Origin of the sequence: Mesobacillus jeotgali, assembly GCF_031759225.1 — a bacterium.
Taxonomy (GTDB): Bacteria; Bacillota; Bacilli; order Bacillales; family Cytobacillaceae; genus Mesobacillus; species Mesobacillus jeotgali_B.
Map to the genome: position 1 here is coordinate 3,499,999 of NZ_CP134494.1, position 19,525 is coordinate 3,519,523.

The window sequence follows — 19,525 nt, forward strand, 5'->3', positions numbered from 1 at the left end:
ACCCCTGTTTCATCCAATAGCTCTATTTACATTATAATATCAACTCAGCCTGTAAAATCAAATATAAAACAAAAAGGGATGCACAATTATTGTACATCCCAAAAGCTTAAAAGTTTTCTAATGCTTTCCCGTCCATACGCTGGACCGGATATGGAGGGCAGACAAGCAGCTTCCCCGATACAACTGTCTCTTCTTCCTCATTCTTTCCTATAACCGAGATTTCAATATTATGCTTGCTTTTGATTACCTCGGTTACTTCAAATAAGAATTGGACTGTTCCGTAATGGTAAACAGGTTTCACATACTCAATATCCTGTCTTAGAATATGGCTTCCAGGTCCCGGAAGGTATTTAGAAACAGCCGAAGTGATGATTCCATTCAGCATGATTGCAGGAACAATCGGTTTTTCGTAAGGCGTCTGTGACGCGTAATCATGCTGGATATACAAAGGATTAGCATCATTCGTCAATCCCAAATATAACAGAAGGTCTTTATCTTCGATTTTTTCGGTTAGTGTCAATTTCTCTCCGACAGTGATTTCTTCTATTTTCCTGCCAAGCTTACGTTTTCTTCCAAGCAGCATAGCATTTACCCCTTTGCAATAGAAGTTCAGGTCCCAAAATCATATACCTTATAATCTTTGTAAAAAAATCGGGGAATATCCCCGATTTTTTTAATTACTAGTAATCTGTTAACGATTAAGCAAGAACTGCCATGACGTTGCGGACTGCTTCTGCAGACTTATCAAGTGCTGCTTTTTCTTCCGGAGTCAATTCAAGTTCGATTACTTTCTCGATACCGCCAGCGCCAAGGATAGTAGGAACTCCCAGGTAAATGCCTTCGTATCCATACTCTCCTTCTAGATAAGCAATAGAAGGCAGTACACGTCGCTGGTCTTTGAGGATCGCTTCACACATTTCAACGAGGGAAGCTGCTGGCGCATAGTAGGCGCTGCCGTTTCCAAGCAGGTTGACGATTTCGCCGCCGCCTTTGCGCGTCCGTTCTACAATGGCATCAAGGCGATCTTTTGGAATAAGTGTCTCAAGAGGAATGCCTCCTGCATATGAATAACGCACAAGCGGAACCATGTCATCGCCGTGGCCTCCAAGAACGAAACCTGTAACATCTTTAACTGACAGGTTTAATTCCTGGGCTACGAAAGTACGGAAACGAGCAGTATCCAATACGCCCGATTGGCCGATTACGCGATTCTTAGGAAATCCGGACTCTTTGAAAATAGTATATGTCATCGCATCAACAGGATTCGTCAATACCACGATGAAACTATCAGGAGAGTGCTTGGCGATTTCCTGGGCCACACTTTTCATGATTTTTTGGTTCGTCTGGACAAGGTCATCACGGCTCATGCCAGGTTTGCGCGCAATACCAGCTGTTACAACAACGATGTCTGAGTCTTTCGTATCTTCATAGCTGGAAGTCCCTGTAATGTTCGCGTCAAATCCCTGGACCGGGCTCGCTTCAAGCATATCAAGCGCTTTACCCTTAGTAGGGTTTTCCATTTGCGGGATATCGACTAACACTACATCCCCAAGTTCCTTCTGTGCTAACAAGAATGCTGTTGTTGCTCCTGTGAATCCTCCACCAATGACGGAAATCTTTTTGCGTTTCAATGACATAAGGCTTCCTCCTCAGAACGAATATATTTTTTAAAAATATATGTTATTTATGTAAAGGCTATCCTGAAAAAGGATAGCCTTCCGCACATTTTTAGCCCATGTTCTTGATTAGTTCGTCACCGAACTCAGAAGTTTTGACTTCTGTAGCGCCATCCATCAAACGAGCAAAGTCATATGTTACAACCTTTGAAGCGATTGATTTTTCCATTGACTTGACGATCAGGTTAGCTGCTTCTGTCCAGCCAAGGTGCTCAAGCATAAGAACGCCTGAAAGGATAACAGAAGATGGGTTAACTTTATCCAAACCAGCATATTTCGGAGCAGTACCATGCGTAGCTTCGAAAATAGCATGGCCAGTTTCATAGTTGATGTTCGCTCCAGGAGCGATACCGATACCGCCTACCTGTGCTGCAAGTGCATCAGAAATGTAGTCGCCGTTAAGGTTCATTGTTGCAACAACGTCGAACTCTTTCGGACGTGTAAGGATTTGCTGTAGGAAGATATCCGCAATCGCATCTTTCACGATGATTTTGCCAGCAGCCTCTGCGTCAGACTGAGCTTTGTTCGCTGCATCAGTACCTTGTTCTTCCTTGATTTTGTCATACTGAGCCCATGTGAATACCTTGTCGCCGAATTCCTTCTCAGCCAGTTCATAACCCCAGTTTTTGAATGCGCCTTCTGTGAACTTCATGATATTGCCTTTATGTACAAGCGTTACTGACTTACGGCCTTCAGTGATGGCGTAATTGATCGCTGAACGTACAAGGCGCTCTGTTCCTTCTTTTGAAACAGGCTTGATTCCGAGACCTGAAGTTTCAGGGAAACGGATTTTATTTACGCCCATTTCGTTTTGCAGGAATGCAAGAAGCTTCTTGACTTCGTCAGATCCGCTTGCATACTCGATACCAGCATAGATATCTTCAGTGTTTTCACGGAAAATAACCATGTCAGTGTCCTGTGGACGTTTTACAGGAGAAGGAACACCTTCGAACCAGCGAACAGGGCGCAGGCACACGAATAGATCCAATTCCTGGCGCAATGCAACGTTAAGAGAACGGATTCCGCCGCCGATAGGTGTTGTTAAAGGACCTTTGATCGCGATTAAGTATTCATTGATCAACTCTAAAGTTTCGCTTGGCAGCCATTCACCAGTCTGGTTGAACGCCTTTTCTCCAGCTAATACTTCTTTCCAGACAATCTTTTTCTCACCCTTGTATGCTTTTTCAACTGCTGCATCAAGGACGCGTACAGAAGCTGCCCAGATGTCAGGACCTGTACCGTCACCTTCGATAAAAGGAACGATTGGATTGTTTGGTACGTTTAAAACTCCATCTTTTACTGTGATTTTTTCACCTTGCATATTATTCTCTCCCTCCAAAATCATGTGAGCCAGACATTTAATCAAAGGTCAGCAGGCCTGGTTGCCACTAACCTTGCACTCCGAAGCCAGGCACCCTTTCACCTATAACAGTATTGAAAAGGGTGCTTAACTTCCTTACTCTCCTATTACAGCAATTTTTCACTGAAAAGTAAAATATTGCTCCTCTATCTCTTAAATTATCTCATTTCAATGGCAACATATTCTTGTTTGCCAGGACCAGTATAATCAGCACGAGGGCGGATCAGACGGTTGTTGTCATACTGCTCAAGGATATGCGCAAGCCAACCGGAAACGCGGCTTACAGCAAAAATCGGCGTGAACAAATCATGGTCGATTCCAAGGCTGTGATAAACAGATGCTGAGTAGAAGTCAACATTTGGCGGAAGGTTCTTCTCGCCTGTCACGATTTCTTCGATCTTTGTGGACATTTCGTACCAGTGAGGTTCGCCAGTCAGTTCAGTCAGCCTCTTGGACATTTCTCTCAAATGCTTGGCACGAGGATCTCCCAGGCGGTATACGCGGTGTCCAAAGCCCATGATCTTTTCCTTGTTCGCAAGCTTTCCGCGGATTGCCGGCGCTACATTTTCAAGAGTGCCGATTTCTGTGAGCATTTTCATAACTGCTTCATTTGCTCCTCCGTGAAGAGGACCTTTCAATGCACCGATCGCAGCCGTGACACCTGAATACACATCAGAAAGTGTCGCCACACAGACACGTGCAGTGAATGTTGAAGCGTTAAGCTCATGGTCGGCATGAAGGACCAATGCTTTGTTCATTGCTTCTACGGCTACTTCATCAGGCTCGTCGCCAGTCAGCATGTACAGGAAGTTAGCCGCGAAATTCAGGTCTTCCCTTGGCGCGATAGGCTCAAGACCCTTTCTTACTCTTGCAAAAGCTGTAACGATAGCTGGCATTTTAGCCTGCAGGCGGATCGCTTTGCGGTAATTCGATTCTTTTTCCATTACATCCGCTTCATCATCATATAATCCTAAAAGAGATACAGCTGAGCGAACTGCAGCCATCGGATGGACTTTGTCAATCGGGTACATCTTGAAATGTTCCAATACTTCTTTCGGCAATGCCGCATTCTCTGCAAGCTGCTTCTTCAATTCGTCCAATTCTGCCGCTGTCGGAAGCTTGCGGTGCCATAATAAGTAAATCACTTCTTCGAAACTAGCATTTTCAGCTAGATCGTCAATGTCATAGCCGACATAAGTCAGCGTGTCATCGATAATAGAGCTGATAGAAGATGTTGTTGCCACTACCCCTTCAAGACCACGTGTTACTGTCATACTCAATCTCTCCTTTGTAGTTAATTTCCCCATATCCCATTTTGTCTGTATGATAGATTGCTGTTGAAAACAGCGATATCAGAAAATAGAAATTTCTGACACTTTATACGAAAAGCCGGAGCATTCGCCGGCGACAGACCGATTCCAGCCGAAATGCCTTCCAGATGATGCTATGGGTATCGAGCGCTTGCTCAGGCAGCCGGCAAAAAGAAAATGCTTACATTTTATAATATTAAAAAACCGTGGATACTCACTCCACCCCAAGCCTATGTAAAGGGATGGAAGCAGTTACAAGTCCTATTATAAACAATTATCTGACATTTGTGAATGAAAACAACTTAAATCAATATAAAATATTATTTTACAAAAAGGCTATTTGAATAATTCAAAGATTTTCATAGCTGCAAATGCGATACCAGCACCAATCAAAGGGCCAACTGCTACACCTTTGAATAATGATACGGCCAAAATTGTTCCCAGCACAAGTGCAGTCGTTATATGGGGGTCTTCAGCCAGCAAGGTAACTCCACCTTTTGCAAGCAGAGCAACTGCCATTCCGGAAATCAGGGCAATCCATGCATAAGGTGACTTGAAAGCACCGCCTAAATCTTTGAAACCAATTTCACCGCTGGCGATTGGTGCAAGGACAGCAATCGTAATAATAGTTACACCCCAATTGATTCCCTTTCCCTGCAGCAGCGAGAATGTCTTGGCTTCAAATCCGGCAATCTTCATTACTAGCAAGACCAGCACCGCAATGATCAATGATTGGTTCTTTGCCAGAAAAGCAATTGCCAATAAAGTTAGTAAAAAAAGCATAGGCTCTATCATAATTTTTGACATCCTTCCACGGTTAAAACTATTGTAACATAATTAAAAATATTACACCAAGTAAGTAGGATTTAGAGTGCTGCTCCTGCTGATTATACGCACCAGGTGTTTGTATTAATTCCAATGTTCTCGTTTATATACTACTGTTTCCGTAAAATTCATTATTTAGTATTTCCTTTTCAATAGAAGAAAGGGTCCTCTCCGGCTCCTGAGAAAGACAGCTACAAGTATTTGGCGGCTTTAAAGGATTTTCGAAAATTAACTCGAATCTTTTAAAAAGATTAGCCGTATATTTTAAGAGACTCTCAGGACAGGCTCCAATGTTGCGATGTACGAATCCCAAAAGGAGGAACCCGCTTGAATCCCAATTACCTGCATAGAACTTTGCGTTTCTTATTTGTAATCGGCCTTGTTGTGGCCGGAGTGTTTGCACTTTTTTTCGTATCTAAGGTAACTTATCCATTCATCATTGGCTTTCTTATTGCCTTCATGATGAATCCTCTCGTCAACTTTTTCCAGGAGCGCGCAAAAATGCCCAGGTCCCTGGCAGTATTCATTGCCCTTTTGCTGATCATGCTGGTGTTCGCGGGATTGATCACACTGCTTGTGGTCGAAATCGCTTCAGGCGCTGAATATCTTGCCAAGGTAGTCCCTGAACATCTGATTACCTTAATTGATTATATTGAACATTTATTTGCCGCACAGCTCATTCCCATTTACAACCAGCTGACCGGTATGTTCCAAAGCCTTGAATCAGGCCAGCAGGATACGATCATGGATAACATCCAGAATGTGGGCGCCACCATCGGGACAACAGCAGGAAATTTCATTAAGGACTTCTTTGAAAAAATCCCCAACATTTTGTCCTGGTTCCCTAACGCAGCAACTGTCCTCATTTTCTCATTGCTTGGTACTTTCTTTATCAGTAAGGACTGGTATCGATTATCGGCAATGGGGACAAAGTTTCTGCCTAATCGGGCCAGGACAAGCAGCAAAACCGTTTTTGATGATCTAAAAAAAGCATTATTCGGGTTTGTCAGGGCGCAGGCAACATTGGTCTCGATCACCACCGTCATCATCCTGATCGGTCTGTTGATCCTTCGTATCGATTATGCGATCACGATCGCCCTGGTTACCGGTATAGTGGATATCATCCCCTATCTCGGTACGGGTGCTGTTTTCGTCCCGTGGATCATATATGAAGCAATTGCCGGCGAAATGAGTACGGCGATTGGTCTAGGTATCTTGTATGTCGTTGTATTGGTCCAGAGACAGATCATGGAACCGAAAATCCTATCATCAAGCATAGGCCTTGACCCGCTCGCGACCTTGATCGCCCTGTTCGTCGGCTTCAAAACCATCGGCTTCCTGGGACTGATTGTCGGTCCAGTCATACTGGTGATTTTCAATACCCTACAGCGAGCGAATGTATTCCAGGACATTTGGAAATTCATAAAAGGAAAAGACGAAGTCATTATAAAGTAGGACTATATTTATGACATGAAATCATATGAATACCAATTCGCTTAGAAAAATGCTTGGAGCAGTTCACAATTGAACTGCTCCAAGCATTTTTAAGTTTATCTTTAAAATTGGCATCAATTCGATAAGCGTGCAAAACTAGTTTTTTCGTGTTTAACAATTAACTGCATCTGAAAAGGAAGAATTCACATTGGGATAAAAAAAAGCGGAGAAATTTCTCCTAATTATGAAATTGCACTCAAAACAGCTGTAATAGACGGAAAGATTCCGACTAATAACTCAAAAAACGTAAAAATCGGTTGTTTTATTGTGCTTAATCGGAAACCCTCCGCCTATTTGCCCCAAACCGAGTTCTATTTTGCAGTCTAACCGGAAATTTTCCGCTTAAATTGAGCAGGTTACTTACTTAATAAGACCGTACCCAACAAAGGACTTGAAGGAAGTTGATTCCTATCCCCTACTTCAAAATACCTAATACTGTCTCCTTAAAACTATCATAAACATATGACCAAAGAACTTGATCCTCTGTATACCTTTTGGTTAAAGAACGAAAGGCTTCTTTTTGTTTCTCGGCAAAGGCGGGATCCTCTTTTGATGGCAATGCCGCACGGACTTCATCAACTATTTGCTGAACTTGCGGTGCACGCGGCCCCCACTTTTCGATTACTTGTCCTTGACTATTAAAAATTAGAATAATTGGAATTGCACGTCCACCGTTTGTTAAGTAAGAATCAATCAAATCCGTATCTGCATCTCGTAATGCGACACGCATTTCAATATGAGCAGCTTCAGCTAATTTGCGAATAACAGGATTAATCATCATGGCATCTCCACACCAATCTTCTGTGATCGTTAGGAAATGAAGTTGATTTTGCTTTAACTTTTCAGCAAATCCATCTGCAGGGAGATGAAATTTTTCATAAACGCTGAAACTTTCCTCTTTTAATACGGACATTTCAGCCATATAAGTTTGTATTGATTTTCCCTCTTCAAAATACTGTTGTTCAGTTTTCATCTAAAATACTCCCCCTTACAATGTATATCAAAAAAAGAGCAATCCAATTTTAATTGCTAGTTGGACTGCTACATGACATATTATTTTTCAAAATAAAAACCGAGCAGGCCTTTCAATGTTAACGAATGACCTTGATCGTACCTTTATCCATCCAGTTACGGAATAATTTCATCATAATTGCTTTGAAAAACTTCCTGGTCGGTGGTGCCAGCAGTAAAAAGCCAAGAGCGTCAGTAATGAAACCAGGTGTGAGCAGAAGGGTACCGCCAACAAGAATGCTCACGCCATCGAGGATGACATCCCCAGGCATCATGCCTCTTCTTAATTGGTCCTGAGTTCTTCTTATCGTTTCCAACCCCTGCTGTTTCGCTAAAAAAGCCCCGAGGAAACCTGTGAGGATGATGATCATGATTGTCGGCCAAATGCCGATGGTCTGACCTGAGAGAAGCAGGACGCCAATCTCAGCAGCCGGAACAATAACTAAAAATAAAAAAATATATCTCATTCTCCACCTCATTGTTTTGAAATAGCGTGTCCTTCTATTATACGTGCCCACTTGAAGAGAATACAATAATATGATTACCGGGGATTCCTTTAGGATTCAATGCTTGTAATGATATCAATCAAAGATTGTTTGACACTGTATTAACTTCAGACAGCTTTTCCTCGTTTTCTGTGAAACCGGTCTGAACTTGGCGCGACTTCTGACAGCTTTTCTTCATTGCCAGGGAAACCTGTCTGAACTTGGCTCGACTTTGGACAGCTTTTCCTCGTTTTCTGTGAAACCTGTCTGAACTTGGCTCAACTTCGGACAGCTTTTCCTCCTTGCCCATGAAACCTGTCTGAACTTGGTTCGACTTCGGACAGCTTTTCCTCGTTTTCTGTGAAACCGGTCTGAACTTGGCTCGACTTCGGACAGCTTTTCCTCCTTGCCCATGAAACCTGTCAGAACTTGGCTCGACTTCAGACAGCTTTTCCTCCATGCCCATGAAACCTGTCCGAACTTGGCTTGACTTCGGACAGCTTTTCTTCGTTTTCTGTGAAACCGGTCTGAACTTGGCTCGACTTCGGACAGCTTTTCCTCCTTGCCCATGAAAGCTGTCCGAACTTGGCTCGACTTCAGACAGCTTTTCCTCCTTGCCCGTGAAACCTGTCTGAACTTGGCTCGACTTCGGACAGCTTTTCCTCAATCCCCAACAAACCTGCCATAACCACTCCAGAAACATAAATAAAAGCGTGAAATCAATGATGATTCCACGCTTTATTTTGTAACTTATCTTCTATTATAAAACGCTGGCATGTCCTTTGTAGATGACGCCTCTTGCTGAGTCAACCGTAATCTCCTGGCCATCTTCGAATAGCTGCATTGCGTTTTCAACGCCAACGATGACTGGGATTCCTAGGTTTAGTCCGACTACTGCTGCATGGCTTGTCAAACCGCCCTCTTGAGTGATCAAGGCGCTGCACTTTTCGAGTGCAGGAACCATTTCACGGTCTGAGCCGATTGTTACGAGGATGCTGCCTTGTTTTACTTTGCTGATTGCTTCTTGTGCATCCTTTGCTACGACTACTCTTCCGTATGCAGATTTACGTCCGATACCTTGAGCTTTTGCAAGGATATCGCCTACTACATGGATTTTCATCAGGTTGGTTGTGCCTGCTTCTCCAACTGGTACACCAGCAGTGATGACTACTAGGTCACCATGGGAAACAAGTCCGCTGTTCACACTTTCTTCTACTGCGACTGCAAGCATTTCGTCTGTTGTTTCTGCTTTCTGGCCAAGTTGTGGATATACTCCCCAGACAAGAGCCAGGCGGCGCAGAACATGGTCATTCGAAGTTGCTGCAATGATTGGCGCTTTCGGACGGTATTTGGAGATCATACGTGCTGTATGGCCGCTTTCAGTCGGCGTGATGATTGCATTTACTTCAAGATTCAAAGCTGTATGTGCAACCGATTGTCCAATAGCATCAGTAATATTGTGCTCCGTGTCCTTGCTGCGAGCTGATAAAAGTTCTTTATGATCAAGTGCTTGTTCCGCACGTGATGCGATATTATGCATTGTCTGTACAGCTTCAACAGGATATTGACCAGCAGCTGTTTCGCCTGAAAGCATGATGGCATCTGTACCGTCAAAGATCGCATTCGCTACGTCACTTGCTTCCGCGCGGGTAGGACGAGGGTTGCGCTGCATGGAATCAAGCATCTGAGTTGCCGTGATAACAGGCTTGCCAAGTGTATTGCACTTTTTGATCAGATCTTTTTGCACAAGTGGCACTTCTTCAGCCGGGATTTCAACACCAAGGTCTCCACGGGCAACCATCAGGCCATCAGAAACTTCAAGTATTTCATTGATGTTGTCGACGCCTTCCTGGTTTTCAATTTTAGGGATGATTTGAATGTTAGATCCGTTGTTTTCTTCAAGAAGTTGACGGATTTCCAATACGTCTGACGCACGGCGTACAAAAGATGCTGCGATAAAATCAACGCCCTGCTCGATACCGAAGAGGATATCCTTTGCGTCTTTTTCGGTGATTCCTGGCAAGTTGACAGATACACCTGGAACGTTGACGCCTTTTTTATTCTTAAGCGTTCCGCTGTTTAGAACCCTAGTTTTGATTTCATTGCTAGACTTGTCGATGCTGATGACTTCGAGCCCGATCAAACCATCATCTAGGAGGATTTTCGCCCCTGGATGTACATCATCAATCAACTGGTCATAAGTTACAGAAAACTTTTCTGCAGTCCCTAGAACCTCTGTCATCGAAACGATGCACTCCTGGCCAGTTGTCAGCTCGATTGCTCCGTTTTCCATATCATTCGTACGGATTTCAGGGCCTTTTGTATCAAGAAGAATACCAACATTCTTCCCTGTTTTAGATGCAGCTTCTCTGATATTCTTGATACGTGCTGCGTGTTCCTCATGATTTCCGTGAGAAAAATTAAGGCGTGAAACATTCATGCCTGCTTCAATCAATTGAACCAATTTGTCTACACTTTCACTAGCGGGACCAATTGTACAAACAATTTTCGTTTTGCGCATAGCTTGCAACCTCCTGGTTTACTGTAAAGAGATTAAATAGAAAGCTCTTTCGATAATTTATATAAGTTCAAGTCAACAGTGTGCTCTTTAGCCAAAGCTTCAATGATATCGTAATCAACTAGTTGATTGTTTTCCATTCCTACGGCACGTCCGCCTTTTCCTTCCAATAGAAGCTCTACTGCCCGTGCTCCCAGTCTGCTTGCTAGTACGCGGTCGAATGCTGTAGGTGTTCCGCCGCGCTGAACATGGCCAAGGACCGTTACACGTGTGTCAAAATCAGTCTCTTCCTGCAGTTGCTTCGCGAAATCATAACCGTTCATGACACCCTCAGCTACCACAATGATACTGTGTTTTTTACCGCGTTCATGTCCCTTTTTCAAACGGTGAGCTATATCCTTCATGTCATGCGGATCCTCAGGAATCAGGATTGTTTCAGCACCCCCTGCCAGGCCAGCCCATAATGCCAAATCTCCAGCGTTGCGTCCCATTACTTCGACAACAAACGTTCTTTCATGGGAAGAAGCAGTATCACGGATTTTATCGATTGCATCGATGACAGTGTTAAGTGCTGTATCAAATCCGATTGTGAATTCAGTACCTGGGATATCATTGTCAATCGTTCCAGGAACACCAACACATGGGAATCCCTGTTCTGTCAACGCTTTAGCTCCTCTGTAAGAACCGTCTCCGCCAATGACGACAAGTCCGTCAATGCCAAACTTATTCAATTGCTCAATCCCTTTTTGCTGGCCTTCCTTTGTCTTGAATTCTTCGCTTCTTGCAGAATAAAGGAATGTTCCGCCACGGTGGATGATATCACCAACTGATCCAAGTTCCAGCTTTTTAATATTTCCGCTCATCAAGCCAGCGTAACCGCCAAATACACCATATACCTCTACATCATGGTAAATCGCTTTCCTGACAACCGCACGTACGGCCGCATTCATGCCGGGCGAATCCCCGCCGCTCGTCAAAACACCAATTCTTTTCATCTTTTCACCTCATTCAGTATGTACTGTACCAAAAACTAATCACTGTAGTATCCTGTTATTAGCTTATCTTATTATAAACAGAATACCCGGGAATATTTCTAAAATACCACGTAGAATACCGTATCTCAACTGAATCCTCAATATTGACAATAAGACGGAATTATCACGTAATTGCAAGCGCTTCAATAGGATTTTTAGCCCTTCTGCCCCCGGATTATTGACTGCTTTCAGGTACATATCCGAGTTGTCAAGCTTTGATTTTATAAAGTAAAAAATAAAACGTGCTAAATGGCACGTTTTATTTTACCCCTATAAACTCAGTTGGAAACGAAAACTCTCCAATTCGTTTGTATTTTTCGTATCGCTGGCTCAGCAGTGCTTCTTCATCGAGTACAAGCAGTTCGGACATTGAATCTTTTAGAATTTTATCCATATACTTCGCCTGCTGCTTTAAGTCTTTATGGGCCCCGCCCTTTACTTCCGGAATGATTTGATCAATGATTCCAAGCCCCTTCAGATCTGGAGCTGTAATCTTCATCGTTTCAGCAGCCTTTTTCGCCAAAGATGAATCTTTCCAAAGAATGGCCGCTGCGCCTTCAGGTGAAATGACGGAGTAGGTGGAGTTTTCCAGCATGTGAATGTAATTGCCGACTCCAAGAGCCAGCGCGCCGCCGCTTCCGCCTTCTCCTATAACGACACAGATTACCGGGACCGTAAGTCCTGCCATCTCGAATAGATTGCGGGCGATCGCTTCACTCTGTCCACGCTCTTCTGCCGCTTTTCCCGGGTAAGCTCCCTTCGTATCAATGAAGCAAATGATTGGACGATTGAATTTTTCTGCTTGCTTCATCAAACGCAAAGCTTTCCTGTACCCTTCAGGATGTGGCATGCCAAAGTTTCTGCGGATATTTTCCTTAGTATCCTTTCCGCGCTGATGGCCTATGACGGTCACAGGATAGCCATGAAACTTCGCAATACCGCCAACAATTGCTTCGTCATCTCCAAATGTCCTGTCACCATGACATTCAAAGAAGTCTGTGAATAACAAAGAGATGTATTCAAGCGTTGTCGGGCGATCGGGATGACGGGCAATCTGCACTCTGTCCCAAGGTTTCATGTTCTCGTATATTTCAGATTCAAGCTTTTGGAGCCTTGCTTCAAGTTTATCTATTTCGGAAGTGAGATCCACATCCGCCGTCTTGGTAAATTCCTTAAGCTCGCTGATTTTTTTTCTTAATTCCAATATCGGTTTCTCAAATTCTAGTTCTCCTGCCATTCGAATGTCCCTCCTGGCTGATGGATTTCAAGTATTCCCGCGATTTTTTCCTTTAATTCCGTTCTTGAGATCACGGCGTCAAGCTGGCCGTGCTTCAGTAAAAACTCAGAAGTCTGGAAGTCTTCAGGCAGCTCTTCGCGGATCGTTTGTTCAATGATCCTTCGCCCTGCGAAGCCAATCAAAGCTCCCGGTTCAGCAAGATTGTAATCTCCAAGCGAAGCAAAGCTCGCGGAGACTCCTCCTGTTGTAGGGTGAGTCATGATCGAGATGATCAACCCGCCGTTATCACTGAACCTTTTCAAGGCGACACTTGTTTTGGCCATTTGCATCAAACTTAGGACACCTTCCTGCATCCTCGCTCCGCCTGAAGCAGTGAAAATGATGAATGGAACTGACAGCTCATCGGCCTTTTCAATCGCCCGCGTAATCTTTTCCCCAACAACGGAACCCATGCTTCCCATTCTGAAAGTCGCATCCATGATGGCAATCGAGACGTCATAACCGTTCACACTGCCTAACCCAGTTACCACTGCTTCATTCAGTCCAGTCTTTTGCCTGTCCCTGTCAAGTTTTTCCACATATTCTGGAAAGCCCAATGGATTGCCTGATACCATTTCGCGGTCCAGTTCCCGGAAGCTTCCCGCATCGAGAAAGCTATCGATCCTTTCCGCTGAATTCATCTGATGGTGATATCCGCACTGCAAACATACCTTGCAATTTTTATTCAGTTCTTTCGTATACATGATTTTCTTGCAGTTCGGGCATTTAGTCATGATTCCTTCAGGAACATCCTGCTTCGCTGCTTCAGAAGGAATTGTCGCGTACTTTTTCTTTTTCGTTTTAGTAAAAAGTTCCTTAAGCAAGTTAAAACCCCCTCCGAATAATACTGGTTGTTTTGTAATATCCTAAATTTAGGAATAAAGCACTAAGTGCCCAGACCACTATTCCAAAAAAGAAAGAGAGACGGCCCTCCTGGCATCTTAGGCATGTCCACAAGTATATAACATCCTATCATCAAAAGATGTTACTTCCTGTCGTCAGTCTGTCGACATTTTCCGCAGCATGCGATACCTTTCCAGGATCAAATCTCCTCTTTTTGTTTCAAGTGAGTCTACCAGTTTGTGATAATCTGCTTTCTCAGCTGGTGATACCTTCAGCTGAAGGGCATCATAATAATCATTCAATATATACCAAATCCGATAAAAAAGATGATTGTCGGCAAGCTCGGCGATTTTCCTGAAAAATTCCTCGTCCTCAAAATTATGGTCATCTATCCAAGCCTTTAATCTGCTGATTCCCCCCTCCTGCAACTTTTCAGCTGCCAGGTATAGACAATCAACCTCAATCATATTTTTTGTTTCAACTACATCGTCCTTTGCTTTTTCATCCTGCAGGATAAAGGTGCTTAATAATTGGACAAGCTGGTTGCCGCGGAAGTCCCTGATAAACGTACCTTCTCCTCTTCTCGTCTCAATCAGTCCGAGAAGTTCGAGGGCACGCAATGCCTCGCGAACGGAGGAGCGCCCAGCATTCAGGCGCTCTGAAAGTTCACGTTCGGATGGGATTTTATCTCCTGGCTTTAAGCCGTCTTTATTAATCATTTCCCTTAGCTGCCTGACGATCTCCACATAGACTTTTGTGTTTTTTTCAGGCTGTCCCACTAAGTGATCACTCACCTTTTCCAATCAATGCAAGGCGCTCGGTGCGCTCTTTTACCTCTTGCGGATCTACTTTAATACGTGCGACGCCGGTTTCCATCGCTGCATTCGCAACAGCGGCTGCAACAGCAGGTGCCACACGCGGATCAAACGGTCCTGGAATGACGTAATCACTTGAAAGCTCAGATTCCTCAATCAGACTAGCGATTGCGTCAACAGCAGCTACCTTCATCTTTTCGTTGATATGGGTAGCCCTGGCATCCAATGCACCACGGAAGATCCCCGGGAATGCAAGAACATTATTTACCTGGTTAGGGAAATCGGATCGGCCAGTACCAATAACCGCCGCACCTGCTGCCTTCGCTTCATCAGGCATGATTTCCGGCACAGGATTTGCCATCGCAAAGATGATCGGATCATTGTTCATTGTCTGTACCATTTCAGCAGTCAGTGCTCCTGCGACAGATACTCCAATGAAAACATCTGCACCTTTGATGGCATCAGCAAGGGACCCTTCTACATTGTCACGGTTCGTGAATTTAGCCACTTCGTCCTTGATGGCATTCATTCCGTTAGGGCGGCCTTCGTAGATCGCACCCTTTGTATCACACATGATGATGTCACGGACTCCGTAAGAATAAAGAAGCTTAATGATCGCAATTCCCGCAGCTCCTGCTCCGTTAGCGACCACTTTAATTTCATTCATCTTTTTGCCGACAATTTTCAAGGCATTCACGAGACCCGCTACGGTCACAATCGCAGTTCCATGCTGATCATCGTGGAATACCGGGATATTCGTTTCTTTTTTCAAGCGTTCTTCGATAGCGAAGCAGTTTGGCGCTGCAATATCCTCGAGGTTGACTCCGCCGAACGTTGGTTCAAGCAGCTTTACAGTCTCGACAATCTTATCCACATCTGTTGTGTTCAAACAGATTGGGAAGGCATCGACACCAGCAAAGCTCTTGAAAAGAACTGCTTTCCCTTCCATAACTGGAAGTGCCGCTTCAGGACCGATATTTCCGAGTCCCAAAACTGCTGTGCCATCAGAAACAACGGCAACCATATTGCCTTTCATTGTATAATCAAAAACAGTCTCCGGCTTATCATATATTTCCTTGCAAGGCTCTGCCACTCCTGGAGAATAAGCAAGGCTTAAATCCCTGGCATTCCTTACAGGTACTTTTGATTTTGACTCTAATTTTCCTTTGTTTACACGGTGCATGTGCAAAGCTTCTTCACGTAAAGTCAACTCAGGTCCACTCCTTAGTAATAGGCTTTCTTCGTCAAATCATGGAGTATCCGCCTTGCTCAATCCAGCTATGAACCGGAGAAGGCAGTAATTCCGCCAAAAATGAGAATAGTAAAAATGCCTGGTTATGGAAAAAGTCTTCAGTGGTCTGACCACACATATCCTTTTCCAATATAACACATCTATTATACTTGTAAAGAACTAATTTTTCAGCACGACATGATTGTCACCCAATACCTTCTTTAACTCTTCCATACTTCCTCGTTCTGTGTTCACGCTGAAGTCTTCTGGCAGCAGCAGCGATTTTTCGGTCTCTTCGTTATACACTATTACCGGTACTTCGCCACGATGTTTTTTCAATAAAGCTTTGAGTTCTTTCATCTTTCTGGCGCTGTCCGTCCCTTTTGCGATCCGCAAATATAAAACCGGTTCTTTTTTGGCCTCTTTTTCAAGTTCGAGAACTTTGTTCACGATAAATTGACTCTTTCCTTCCCGTTCATCGAACTTACCTTCCAGCAGTGCCATTTGCCCCTGGCTAAGTACATTTGCATACTGCTTGTATGCGGATGGGAAGACGACAGCATCTGTTTCCCCGCTTGCATCGCTAATGGTAAGGAAGGCCATTGCTTCGCCTTTTTTCGTCCGGATCTTCTTTTCATCTGTGATATAGACGCCAAGCCTCACGTTGCTACCCGGAGATTTCAAGCTGATTTTTTTAACACCAGCTGCCTTGAATTCCTTTTCATAAATGGAAGCAGGGTGCTTTGATAAATAGACTCCGAGTACCTCCTTTTCCAGGCTGAGCTTGTCTTCTATCCGCATCGGGTCGACCTCAGTATACTTCGGCTTCAAGGTAAACTCTGCTTCCGCGAACATATCTATCTGGCCGGAGTCATCTGGTGCCACAAGCTGTGCATGTTCAATCGCTACATCAACCGTGGCTAAAAGGACAGCGCGGTCCTGGCCGAATTCATCGAAAGCGCCTGAATAAATCAATGCTTCGAGCACTTTTCTTGAGGCAGCCTTTTGAGGCACGCGGATACAGAAATCAAATATATCCTTAAAAGGCTGGTTTCGCCTCGCCTGGAATATCTCCTTAAGGGAGGCAATTCCGACTCCTTTGATTCCAGCAAGGCTGTACCGGACGCCATCCCCTTCTGGCTGGAAGCTGAATGCACTTTTATTGATCGAAGGAGGAAGAAGCTTGATCCCCATCTGCTGCAGCTCTCTTGCATACTGTGCAATTTTCACGTCATTGCCGATTGCCGACGTAAGCAGCGCCGCCATAAAATAGAGTGGAAAATGTGCTTTGAGGTACGAGAGCTGGTAGGCAATCATGCTGTATGCGACCGCGTGGCTGCGGTTAAAGCCGTAGTTGGCAAATCGGACAATCAAATCATAGACAAGATTCGCTGTATGCTCATCATATCCCTTCCTTAAAGCGCCATTCACAAAATGTTCACGTTCCTGGGCAAGGACTTCCTTCTTCTTCTTTGAAACGGCTCTCCTCAGCAAATCCGCTTCCCCCAGGGAAAACCCAGCCATCTGGGAAGCAATCTGCATGATTTGCTCCTGATAGACGATGACTCCATATGTATCACGGAGAATGTGTTCAAGGTCCTTATGATAATAGTCTATCGGCTGCCTTCCGTGCTTGCGGTCAATGAACAATGGGATATTCTCCATCGGGCCTGGACGATAAAGTGCATTGACTGCGACAATATCCTCAAATCTCGTTGGTTCCAGCCTTGTCAGTACCTTTCTCATCCCATCCGATTCAAGCTGGAAAATACCTGTCGTCTCTCCTCTGCCAAGCATCTCGAATGTTTCTTTATCTTCAGAAGGAATATCATGGATGTCCAGTTCGCGCCTTGTTTTCTGCTTGATGGACTGAAGGATCGAATCTATTAAAGTCAGATTCCTTAAGCCAAGGAAGTCCATCTTCAACAATCCTAATTCTTCAAGATGGTCCATTGAATACTGGGTAAGGAACACTTTCGACTGGCCAGACTGGATCGGCACGACACTGGTAAGCGGCTGTTCACTGATCACGACACCCGCAGCATGTGTGGAAGTATGACGAGGCAAGCCTTCGAGTTTGATCGCCGTTTCAAGGATTCTTTTATTCTTGTGAGATTCTTCAATAAAACTCCTTAACCCGGCAGATTCCTTGATTGCATCTTTCAGGGTAATGCCAAGCCTCGATGGCACTAGCCTTGACAATCGATCGAGCTCCTTCGCGTTCAAGCCGAATACGCGGCCTACATCCCTTACTGCTGCCTTCGCAGCAAGTGTTCCAAAAGTAGCTATCTGTGCTACATGAAGCTCTCCGTATTTGGATGCAACATATTCAATCACTTCGTCCCTGCGATTATCTGGGAAGTCGATATCGATATCTGGCATTGATATACGTTCAGGATTCAGGAATCTTTCAAAGAGAAGATTATGTTCTATCGGGTCGGCATCGGTTATGTACAAGACATAGGAAACAATCGAACCAGCCGCTGACCCACGGCCCGGGCCGATGAGGATTCCTCTTTCACGAGAGTATTTTATGAAGTCCCAGACGATCAGGAAGTAATCGCTGAAATTCATTTTCTTAATGATCGATAACTCATATTTCAGTCGGTCTATATGCTTTTGGGACGGACTTCCGTACCTTTCTTTTAGTCCTTGAAAGCATAGTTCCTCGAGCATTCCGTCCGCATTTTTTCCCGGTTCTACTGGGTACTTAGGGAGGTGCCTAGTTTCAAAGTCAAGCATGACATTGCAGTTCTCCGCTATTTTCAGGGTATTCTCCAATGCTTCAGGATACTCCGAGAACAGCTCGCCCATTTCTTTTGCCGGCTTTAGGTAAAACTCGCTGCTGCCCAGCTTCTCACGGGCATCATCCTGGAGTTTCTCCCCGTTTCTGATCGCGAGCAGACACTCCTGTGCAAACGCATCTTCTTTTTCCAGATAATGCACCTGGTTGGAAGCAGCCAGTGGAGTGTGTGTTTCCGCCCCTAGTTTTGCCAGCTGTTCAACCAGCTCCCTTTGTCCTGGAAGGTCCTGGTCCTGAATGGCCAGGTAAAAATGATCACTGCCGAATATCTGCTTATATAGATCCAGCGTCTTTAGCGCTTTCTCTTTTTCACCGTTTGTTAAAAAATACTCTATTTCTCCTTGAGTCCCAGGAGTAAGCGCAAATAATCCAGAAGCATAATGCTTCAGCCATTTCACCGGTATTCCCTCAGGTGATTTCGTCTGTACAGCACTTGATATCTTGATCAGGTTCTGGAATCCCTCGTTGTTTTTCGCGAGCAGCACAAGCGGAAAGGACTCGTGTTCCAAAGTCGGGCTGACCACGTCAACCGTCAGGCCCATCAAAGGTTTGAGCGAGTTCCTGAGGCATTCCTTGTAAAAAGCGACTGTTCCGTACATTACATTGCGATCCGTCAGTGCGAGTGCGGAAAATCCTTTTGCCCTGGCATCGCGGACTAACTGCTCTACTGTCGCCGTACTCGTGAGCAGGCTGTATGCACTATAGACATGAAGGTGAATAAATGGCATTTCTCTCACACCCTTAAAGGTTAGGTTCATCTTCTTTCATTATAGGCTTTTTAGGCAAAAAAAGAAAATATGTTCTCATTTGTTCATGGAAGTTTAAACATATTGCATGCAGATTG

The 19,525-nt window shown here is 44.4% G+C and carries 16 protein-coding genes; 1 reads left to right on the plus strand and 15 read right to left on the minus strand.

What is annotated here, in order from left to right:
• Nucleotides 1-106 precede the first annotated feature (106 nt).
• The 5 genes from RH061_RS17620 to RH061_RS17640 form a co-directional block, all read right to left on the minus strand.
• Nucleotides 107-583: a MaoC/PaaZ C-terminal domain-containing protein gene (locus RH061_RS17620; RefSeq protein ID WP_311072113.1), complete on the minus strand. Its 477-nt coding sequence runs from the start codon at nt 581-583 to the stop codon at nt 107-109.
• Nucleotides 584-698: 115 nt separating this feature from the next.
• The gene (mdh, locus tag RH061_RS17625; RefSeq protein WP_226646424.1) at nt 699-1,637 is read right to left on the minus strand and encodes a malate dehydrogenase; all 939 of its coding nucleotides are present in this window, start codon (nt 1,635-1,637) and stop codon (nt 699-701) included.
• Nucleotides 1,638-1,728: 91 nt separating this feature from the next.
• Nucleotides 1,729-2,997 (minus strand): NADP-dependent isocitrate dehydrogenase, encoded by a 1,269-nt coding sequence (gene icd, locus RH061_RS17630; RefSeq protein ID WP_311072116.1) that lies wholly within the window; start codon nt 2,995-2,997, stop codon nt 1,729-1,731.
• Between the two features lie 197 nt (nt 2,998-3,194).
• Complete coding sequence (gene citZ / locus RH061_RS17635) at nt 3,195-4,310, minus strand: citrate synthase (protein ID WP_311072117.1); 1,116 nt, start codon at nt 4,308-4,310, stop codon at nt 3,195-3,197.
• A gap of 372 nt (nt 4,311-4,682) precedes the next feature.
• The gene (locus RH061_RS17640) at nt 4,683-5,141 is read right to left on the minus strand and encodes a DUF441 domain-containing protein (protein ID WP_311072119.1); all 459 of its coding nucleotides are present in this window, start codon (nt 5,139-5,141) and stop codon (nt 4,683-4,685) included.
• A gap of 357 nt (nt 5,142-5,498) precedes the next feature.
• Here RH061_RS17640 and ytvI point away from each other — a divergent pair, with 357 nt between their 5' ends.
• Entirely contained in the window at nt 5,499-6,626 is a 1,128-nt protein-coding gene (gene ytvI, locus RH061_RS17645; protein WP_311072120.1) for a sporulation integral membrane protein YtvI, read from the plus strand.
• 454 nt (nt 6,627-7,080) lie between these two features.
• On the opposite strand, the gene RH061_RS17650 is transcribed toward ytvI, so the two are convergent.
• The 10 genes from RH061_RS17650 to dnaE all read right to left on the minus strand — a co-directional run bounded on the left by RH061_RS17650 (nt 7,081) and on the right by dnaE (nt 19,409).
• Nucleotides 7,081-7,638: a thioredoxin family protein gene (locus RH061_RS17650; protein ID WP_311072122.1), complete on the minus strand. Its 558-nt coding sequence runs from the start codon at nt 7,636-7,638 to the stop codon at nt 7,081-7,083.
• Nucleotides 7,639-7,756: 118 nt separating this feature from the next.
• Nucleotides 7,757-8,143 carry an FxsA family protein gene (locus RH061_RS17655; protein ID WP_311072125.1) on the minus strand — a complete coding sequence of 129 codons (387 nt, stop codon included), beginning with the start codon at nt 8,141-8,143 and terminating at the stop codon, nt 7,757-7,759.
• Between the two features lie 118 nt (nt 8,144-8,261).
• The gene (locus tag RH061_RS17660) at nt 8,262-8,828 is read right to left on the minus strand and encodes a hypothetical protein (protein ID WP_311072127.1); all 567 of its coding nucleotides are present in this window, start codon (nt 8,826-8,828) and stop codon (nt 8,262-8,264) included.
• Nucleotides 8,829-8,921: 93 nt separating this feature from the next.
• Complete coding sequence (gene pyk / locus RH061_RS17665) at nt 8,922-10,682, minus strand: pyruvate kinase (RefSeq protein ID WP_311072129.1); 1,761 nt, start codon at nt 10,680-10,682, stop codon at nt 8,922-8,924.
• A 32-nt stretch (nt 10,683-10,714) separates the two neighbouring features.
• Nucleotides 10,715-11,674 carry a 6-phosphofructokinase gene (gene pfkA / locus RH061_RS17670; protein ID WP_311072131.1) on the minus strand — a complete coding sequence of 320 codons (960 nt, stop codon included), beginning with the start codon at nt 11,672-11,674 and terminating at the stop codon, nt 10,715-10,717.
• 298 nt (nt 11,675-11,972) lie between these two features.
• Entirely contained in the window at nt 11,973-12,950 is a 978-nt protein-coding gene (gene accA / locus RH061_RS17675; protein WP_311072132.1) for an acetyl-CoA carboxylase carboxyl transferase subunit alpha, read from the minus strand.
• Nucleotides 12,935-13,813, minus strand: a complete 879-nt coding sequence (gene accD, locus RH061_RS17680; protein WP_311072134.1) for an acetyl-CoA carboxylase, carboxyltransferase subunit beta — start codon at nt 13,811-13,813, stop codon at nt 12,935-12,937. The genes accA and accD overlap by 16 nt, the downstream gene beginning before the upstream one ends.
• Before the next feature lie 174 nt (nt 13,814-13,987).
• The gene (locus tag RH061_RS17685) at nt 13,988-14,551 is read right to left on the minus strand and encodes a FadR/GntR family transcriptional regulator (RefSeq protein ID WP_396654901.1); all 564 of its coding nucleotides are present in this window, start codon (nt 14,549-14,551) and stop codon (nt 13,988-13,990) included.
• Nucleotides 14,552-14,618: 67 nt separating this feature from the next.
• On the minus strand, nt 14,619-15,857 hold the full coding sequence (gene ystJ / locus RH061_RS17690; protein ID WP_311072138.1) for an NADP-dependent malic enzyme: 1,239 nt from the start codon (nt 15,855-15,857) through the stop codon (nt 14,619-14,621).
• A 201-nt stretch (nt 15,858-16,058) separates the two neighbouring features.
• Nucleotides 16,059-19,409, minus strand: coding sequence for a DNA polymerase III subunit alpha (gene dnaE / locus RH061_RS17695; RefSeq protein ID WP_311072140.1), 3,351 nt, complete (start codon nt 19,407-19,409; stop codon nt 16,059-16,061).
• Between the last annotated feature and the right edge of the window lie 116 nt (nt 19,410-19,525).